Raw genomic sequence first — 6,575 nt, 5'->3', positions numbered from 1 at the left:
CTCAAGGAAAGCTACGTCGCCGATGCGGCGCTGTTCGACTCGCGCACGCAGAAGGCGTGGCTGGCGATCGGCGCAGCGATGCTGGCGTGCTTCCCCTTCGTCGCCAGCGACTACTGGCTGTACCTCGCCTGCCTGGTCGCCATCAACATCGCCAGCAGCACGGGGCTGAACATCCTCACCGGCTACACCGGCCTCGTCAGCCTGGGCCAGGCGGCCTTCATGGGCCTGGGCGCGTACACCGTCGCCATCCTGCAGATCCGCTTCGGCACGCCCTTCCTGCTCAACATCGCGGCCGGCGGCGTGGTGGCGATGCTGGGCGGCATCGTGGTCGGGCTGCCCTCGCTGCGCGTGAAGGGGCTGTACCTGGCCATCGCCACCATCGCCGCCTCGTTCATCGCGCACTTCCTGTTCGCCAACCTGGCGCTCACCGGCGGCACCACGGGCCTGTCGCTGCCGCCGGCCTCGCTGTTCGGCACGGCGCTGGACACCTCCTTTCGCCTGTACTGGCTGATCGTGCCGGTGACGATCCTCATGCTGCTGGGCGCAGCCAACCTGTTCCGCACGCGCGTGGGCCGCGCCTTCATCGCCATCCGCGACCGCGACATCTCGGCCGAGGTGCTGGGCATCCCGCTCTTGCGCTACAAGCTGCTGTCCTTCGGCCTCTCGTCCTTCTACGCCGGCGTGGCGGGCGGGCTGTGGGCCTACTTCTTCCGCGTGGTCACGCCCGAGAGCTTCCCGCTGCTCATGTCCATCTTCTTCCTGGCCGCCATCATCGTCGGCGGCATGGGCACCATCCTCGGCGGCATCCTGGGCGCGGTGTTCATGACGCTGGTGCCCGAGGTGCTCAAGCTGGTGTTCGAGCTGCTGCCGGGCGGGCACGAGATGACGGTCTTCCTCTCGCCGGTGCGCACGGTCGTGTTCGGCCTGCTCATCGTGGGTTTTCTGGTGTTCGAGCCGCACGGGCTCGCCGAGGTGTGGCGGCGCATCCGCCGCTTCTTTCATTTGTGGCCCTTCAGGAACTGACCAAGGAGACAGACCATGCGTGAGACACAGCTTCCCGCTTCCCTTCGCCGCCGCAGCCTCGTGCTGGCGGGCGGCGCCGCCCTGGCCGCCGGCGGCCTGCCGCTGGCGGCGCAGGCCCAGGCCGAGGACATCGTGATCGGCGGCTCGATCCCGATGACCGGCGTGTTCGCCTTCGCCGGCATCGGCATCAACGCCGGCATCGCCGACTACGTGAAGATCGCCAACGACGCCGGCGGCATCAAGGGCCGCAAGCTGCGCTACGTGCCGGAAGACACGGGCTACAAGGTCGACGTGTCGGTGGCCGCCTTCAAGAAGATCACCAGCCAGAACAAGGTCAACCTCTACTACGGCGACTCGACCGGCTTTTCCAAGACCATCAACCCGGAGCTGGACCGCAGCGGCCAGATCCTGATGGCAGGTGCCTCCTTCGCCACCGAGCTGAACAACCCGCAGAAGTACCCGCACCAGTTCCTGGTGGGGCCCGACTACACCGAGATGTTCGGCATCCTGCTCAAGCACATCGCCAAGGAGAAGCCGGGCGCCAAGGTGGCCTTCGTGTACTCCGACTCGGAATTCGGCCGCGACCCGATCGAGGCGAGCGAGGCGGCGGCCAAGAAGTTGGGCCTGTCGGTGCCCATCAAGATCATGACGCCGCCGGGCAGCGTGGACGTCTCGACCGAGGTCATCAAGCTGCGCCGCGCCGCGCCCGACTACACCATCTTCCACGGCTACGTGCTGGCGCCGATCCCCGAGTTCATCCAGCAGGGCAAGCAGCAGGGCATGACCAGCAAGTGGATGGGCACCTTCTGGACGATGGACAGCTCCACCGTCATGAAGATGGGCGAGGCCGGCGACGGCTTCATGGGCGTGATGCCCTTCCGCTACTACTACGACACCGAGAAGGCGCCGATGCTGGAGAAGATCCGCGCGATGCGCCCGGAGTACCAGAGCACGGCCTACATCCAGGGCTTCCTCACCGCCATGCTGTTCACCGAAGCCGCGAAGCGCACGCTGGACGCCGGCAAGCCGCTGGACGGCAAGAACCTGAAGGCGGCGCTCAACAGCATCAAGGACTTCGACACCGGCGGGCTGATCGGCGTGCCGATCACCATTTCGGGCAACTCGATCCCCGTGGGCCGCGTCTACAAGGCCGACATGAAGGCGCAGAAGATGGTCGCCGCCTCCGACTGGATCAAGCTCTGAACGCATGAGTGCCGCGGCCGGCCCGATCCTCGAAGTCAACAACATCGAGGTGGTCTACAACAAGGCGGTGCAGGTGCTGCGCGGCCTGTCGCTGGCCGTGCCGCGCGGGCGCATCGTGGCGCTTTTGGGCAGCAACGGGGCGGGCAAGTCCACCGCGCTCAAGGCGATCACCGGCCTGCTGCCGCTGGAAGACGGCGAACTGCAGGCCGGGCAGATCCGCTTCGACGGCGAGCCGACTGGGCGCGTGCCGCCGCAGGCGCTGGTGCGCCGCGGCCTGGCGCACGTCATGGAAGGCCGCCGCGTGTTCGAGGACCTGACGGTGGAGGAGAACCTGGTCGCCGCCACCTACGCGCTCACCGGCCGCAAGCCGCTGCCGCGCGACTTCGATGCGGTGTACGGCTACTTCCCGCGGCTGCACGAGCGGCGCAAGGGGCTGGCCGGCTACCTCTCGGGCGGCGAGCAGCAGATGCTGGCCATCGGCCGCGCGCTGGTGGCCGAGCCGCTCTTGATGCTGCTGGACGAGCCCTCGTTGGGCCTGTCGCCCAAGCTGGTGGAGGAGATCTTCGCCATCGTCGCGCGCATCAACGCCGAGCGCGGCGTCTCGATGCTGCTGGTGGAGCAGAACGCCAGCATCGCGCTGGCGGTGGCCGATGCCGGCTACATCATGGAGAACGGCAAGATCGTGATCGACGGCAGCGCCGAGCGCCTGGCCGCCGATCCGGATGTGCGCGAGTTCTACCTGGGCGTGGGCGGCAGCGGCGAGGCCCGCAGCTTCAAGGACCTGAAACACTACAAGCGGCGCAAGCGATGGCTGTCGTGACGCTTCCTGAAAAAACGCTGCCGCAGATGCTGCGCGAGCAGGCCGCGCAGCAGGCTGAGCGCATCGCCATCCGCCAGAAGGATTTCGGCATCTGGCAGCCGCTCACCTGGGCCGGCTACCTCAAGCGCGCGAGTCACGTGGGACTGGGCCTGGCCGCGCTGGGACTGGAGCGCGGCGGCCACCTCGGCGTGATCTCCGAGAACCGCGTCGAATGGGTGCTGGCGCAGATGGGTGCCGGCCTGGTCGGCGCGGTGACGGTGGGCGTGTACCCCACCAGCCCGAGCAACGAGGTGGCCTACGTGGTCGGCCATGCCGACGTGGAGGTCGTCGTCTGCGAGGACCAGGAACAGGCCGACAAGGTGCTCGACGCCCTGCCCTCGCTGCCCCGGCTGCGCCACATCGTCGTGGTCGAGACCAAGGGCCTGGCGAGCTACGCGCCCGAGGCGCGCAGGATCATCCGCACTTTCGCCGAGGTCGAGCAGGCCGGCGCCGCGCTGCATGCGCGCGAGGGCGATGCGCGCATCGACGCCGCCCTGGCCGCGCAGGCGATGGACGACGTCGGCCTGATGATCTACACCTCGGGCTCCACCGGCGCGCCCAAGGGCGCCATGATCTCGTGGCGCAACATCCGCGGCATGGTGCCCGGCGTGGTGGAGCGCCTGGGGCTGGACGGCGACACGACGCACCTGTCGTACCTGCCGCTGTGCCACGTGGCCGAGCAGATGCTCACCACCTTCATCCCGCTGTACCTGGGCTCGCAGGTCAACTTCGGCGAATCGATCCGCACCGTGCAGGAAGACCTGCGCGAGGTCGCGCCCAGCATGTTCCTCGGCGTGCCGCGCATCTGGGAGAAGCTGCACGCCGGCATCCACATCAAGATGCAGGAGGCGGGCCGGCTGCAGCGCGCGCTGTTCGACCGCGCCGTCGCCGCCTGCGCGCCGCTGGCCGAGAAGCCGCGCGCGCAGTGGACGCTGGCCGAGCGCCTGCGCTTCGCCCTCGCCTACTGGACGGTGCTGCGCGCGCTGCAGAACTTCATCGGCCTGCGCGAGGCGAAAGTCGCGCTGACCGGCGCTGCGCCGATCCCGCCCGACGTGGTGCGCTTCTTCCGCACCCTCGGCGTGCCGCTGGTGGAGGTGTACGGCCTCACGGAATCCACCGGCATGGTCACCGGCCACGCGCTTCACGACGTGAAGGTGGGCACGGTCGGCACGCCCGTGGCGGGCGTGGAGCACCGCATTGCGGACAGCGGCGAGCTGCAGATCCGCGGCGAGATGGTGTTCGCCGGCTACTACAAGAACCCCGAAGCCACCGCCGCCGCCGTGCAGGACGGCTGGCTGCACACCGGCGACGTGGTGGCCGCCACGCCCGAGGGCCACCTGCGCATCGTCGACCGCCTGAAGGACATCATGATCACCGCCGGCGGCAAGAACCTCACGCCCTCGGAGATCGAGAACACGATGAAGGCCAGCCCCTTCGTCAAGGAATGCATCGTGATCGCGGAGGGACGCAAGTTCGTCTCCGCGCTGGTGCAGATCGACTACGAGACGGTGGGCAAGTGGGCCGAGGCGCAGCGCCTGGCGTTCACGCACTTCCGCTCGCTGGTGGAGCTGCCGCAGGTGCACGAGATGGTGCAGGCCGAGATCGACAAGGGCAACGCGCGCCTGGCCCAGGTGGCGCAGGTGCGGCGCATCCACCTGCTGACCAAGGAGCTGGACCACGACGACGGCGAGGTGACGGCCACCATGAAGGTGCGGCGCGCCAGCATCTACAAGACCTACGCAGCGGAGATCGAGGCGCTCTACCGGGCTTGACCTGCGCCAGAATGGGCGGACCGCAACATCCGATGGAGTCCGCATGCTGTCCCGCCGCCGCTTCGCCTTCGCCGCCTCGGTCCTCGCCCTGGGCCTGTCTCTCGCGGCCCCCGCCCATGCCGGCGCGCGGCTGGACCGCATCCTCGACACCAAGGTCATCCGCGTGGGCACGCCGGGCGACTACCGGCCCTTCGCCATCAAGACCGACACCGGCTACAGCGGCCATGACGTCGATCTGATCGAGCGCATGGCGAAGGAGCTGGGTGCGCGCATCGAATGGGTGCCCACCAGTTGGCCCAACCTGCTCAAGGACATCCAGGCGGACAGGTTCGACATCGCCGTGGGCGGCATCACCCGCAACGTCGCCCGCATGCGCGTGGTGGCCATGCTGCCGGGCTACGCGCCCTTCGGCAAGGTGGCGCTGGTGCGCGCCGCCGACAAGGCAAAGTTCACCACGCCCGAATCGCTCAACCAGAGCGGCGTGCGGGTCATCAAGAACCCGGGCGGCACCAACGAGGCCTTCGTGCTGGAGCGCCTGAAGGCGGCCCAGGTGAGCACGCACGAGAAGAACGCGGAGATCCCGGCGCTGATCGCCGAGGGCAAGGGCGACGTGATGATCACCGAGACCTACGAGGCCCTGCACTACGCCAGGGCCGATCCGCGCCTGGCGGCCGCCTTCGTCGACGCGCCGCTCACGCCCAAGAACTACCTGGGCTTCATGCTGCCGGCCGACGATGCCGACTATCTGCGGGTGATGAACTTCGTGTGGGAGCTGCTGGACAGCCGCGGCGCCGTCAAGCAGGCCGCAGACCAGTGGCTGAAGTGAAGGCCGCCCGGCGCCGGGCGCCTGTCATTCCCGGCCCGTGACGGGCCGGGCGCGCACGTCGGTCACGTCCTTGTCGTTCGCGCCGCGCGCCCGCGCCGATGCCACGTCCGCCGCCGACGGCGCGTCCTGGCGGGCGGCCGCGCTACGGAAACGCTCGAAGCCGGCGCGCGGGTCGAAGCGCTGGCCGAACATCACCGACCAGGGCGTCACCGGCCTGCCGGTGAGCCGCGCCCAGGCGAGGCGGGCCATCCACACGGCCAGCAGCAGCAGCGCCGCCACCGCCAGGCTGGCCGCGAAGAGCAGCCCCATCAGGAACAGGAAGACCCGGAGGACGAAGTTGAGCATGCCCATTAGGCAGCCACCCCGGCCTCAGGTTCCCTGGACTTCTCGAAGCCGAAGCTGCCGGGCGAGCGCACCGGGTCGCTGGTCACGCGCACCGTGTCCTTGGGGCCGAAGGCGCCTTCGAGCAGCAGCTTCGAGAGCGGGTTCTCGATGCGCTGCTGGATGGCGCGCTTGAGCGGCCGGGCGCCGAACACCGGATCGAAGCCGACCTTGGCGATCTCCGCCAGCGCGTTGGGCGCCACCTCCAGCCCGATGTCGAGCTTGGCCAGCCGCTGCTCCAGCACCTTGAGCTGGATGCGCGCGATGGACTCGATGTGCTTCGCGTCGAGCGCGTGGAACACCACCGTCTCGTCGATGCGGTTGAGGAACTCGGGGCGGAAGTGGGTCTTCAGTTCGTCCCACACCGCTTCCTTGATCTCTTCCGCCGGCCGGCCCACCATCGCCTGGATGATCGGCGAGCCGATGTTGCTGGTCATGACGATCACGGTGTTCTTGAAGTCCACCGTGCGGCCCTGGCCGTCGGTCAGGCGGCCGTCGTCCAGCACCTGCA

The 6,575-nt window shown here is 68.8% G+C and carries 7 protein-coding genes; 5 read left to right on the top strand and 2 right to left on the bottom strand.

Features of this window, described 5'->3' with window-relative positions; translation table 11 throughout:
* The 5 genes from ACIY1X_RS23505 to ACIY1X_RS23485 form a co-directional block, all read left to right on the top strand.
* The coding region (locus ACIY1X_RS23505; RefSeq protein WP_399685326.1) for a branched-chain amino acid ABC transporter permease at positions 1-1,023 on the top strand (1,023 nt) is incomplete at its 5' end.
* 15 nt (positions 1,024-1,038) lie between these two features.
* Positions 1,039-2,226 (top strand): ABC transporter substrate-binding protein, encoded by a 1,188-nt coding sequence (locus ACIY1X_RS23500; protein WP_399685324.1) that lies wholly within the window; start codon positions 1,039-1,041, stop codon positions 2,224-2,226.
* A gap of 4 nt (positions 2,227-2,230) precedes the next feature.
* Positions 2,231-3,046, top strand: coding sequence for an ABC transporter ATP-binding protein (locus ACIY1X_RS23495; protein WP_399685322.1), 816 nt, complete (start codon positions 2,231-2,233; stop codon positions 3,044-3,046).
* Positions 3,034-4,857, top strand: a complete 1,824-nt coding sequence (locus ACIY1X_RS23490; protein ID WP_399685319.1) for an AMP-dependent synthetase/ligase — start codon at positions 3,034-3,036, stop codon at positions 4,855-4,857. The genes ACIY1X_RS23495 and ACIY1X_RS23490 overlap by 13 nt, the downstream gene beginning before the upstream one ends.
* A gap of 43 nt (positions 4,858-4,900) precedes the next feature.
* The gene (locus ACIY1X_RS23485) at positions 4,901-5,683 is read left to right on the top strand and encodes a transporter substrate-binding domain-containing protein (RefSeq protein WP_399685317.1); all 783 of its coding nucleotides are present in this window, start codon (positions 4,901-4,903) and stop codon (positions 5,681-5,683) included.
* A gap of 24 nt (positions 5,684-5,707) precedes the next feature.
* On the opposite strand, the gene ACIY1X_RS23480 is transcribed toward ACIY1X_RS23485, so the two are convergent.
* Together ACIY1X_RS23480 and ACIY1X_RS23475 are read right to left on the bottom strand one after the other, a co-directional pair.
* Positions 5,708-6,028: a hypothetical protein gene (locus ACIY1X_RS23480; protein WP_399685314.1), complete on the bottom strand. Its 321-nt coding sequence runs from the start codon at positions 6,026-6,028 to the stop codon at positions 5,708-5,710.
* 5 nt (positions 6,029-6,033) lie between these two features.
* Positions 6,034-6,575, bottom strand: a 542-nt coding sequence (locus ACIY1X_RS23475) for an AAA family ATPase (RefSeq protein ID WP_399685311.1), incomplete at its 5' end; no start/stop codon positions are given.

Source organism: Xenophilus sp. (genome assembly GCF_044462705.1).
GTDB classification, from domain to species: Bacteria; Pseudomonadota; Gammaproteobacteria; order Burkholderiales; family Burkholderiaceae_C; genus Xenophilus; species Xenophilus azovorans.
This window is presented reverse-complemented; position numbering and strand designations above follow the sequence as displayed.

Excerpts from the sequence above, each read along its gene's own strand:
- ACIY1X_RS23500 (WP_399685324.1), top strand. The coding sequence starts at position 1,039 with ATGCGTGAGACACAGCTTCCCGCTTCCCTTCGCCGCCGCAGCCTCGTG.
- ACIY1X_RS23495 (WP_399685322.1), top strand. The coding sequence starts at position 2,231 with ATGAGTGCCGCGGCCGGCCCGATCCTCGAAGTCAACAACATCGAGGTG.
- ACIY1X_RS23490 (WP_399685319.1), top strand. The coding sequence starts at position 3,034 with ATGGCTGTCGTGACGCTTCCTGAAAAAACGCTGCCGCAGATGCTGCGC.
- ACIY1X_RS23485 (WP_399685317.1), top strand. The coding sequence starts at position 4,901 with ATGCTGTCCCGCCGCCGCTTCGCCTTCGCCGCCTCGGTCCTCGCCCTG.
- ACIY1X_RS23480 (WP_399685314.1), bottom strand. The coding sequence starts at position 6,028 with ATGCTCAACTTCGTCCTCCGGGTCTTCCTGTTCCTGATGGGGCTGCTC.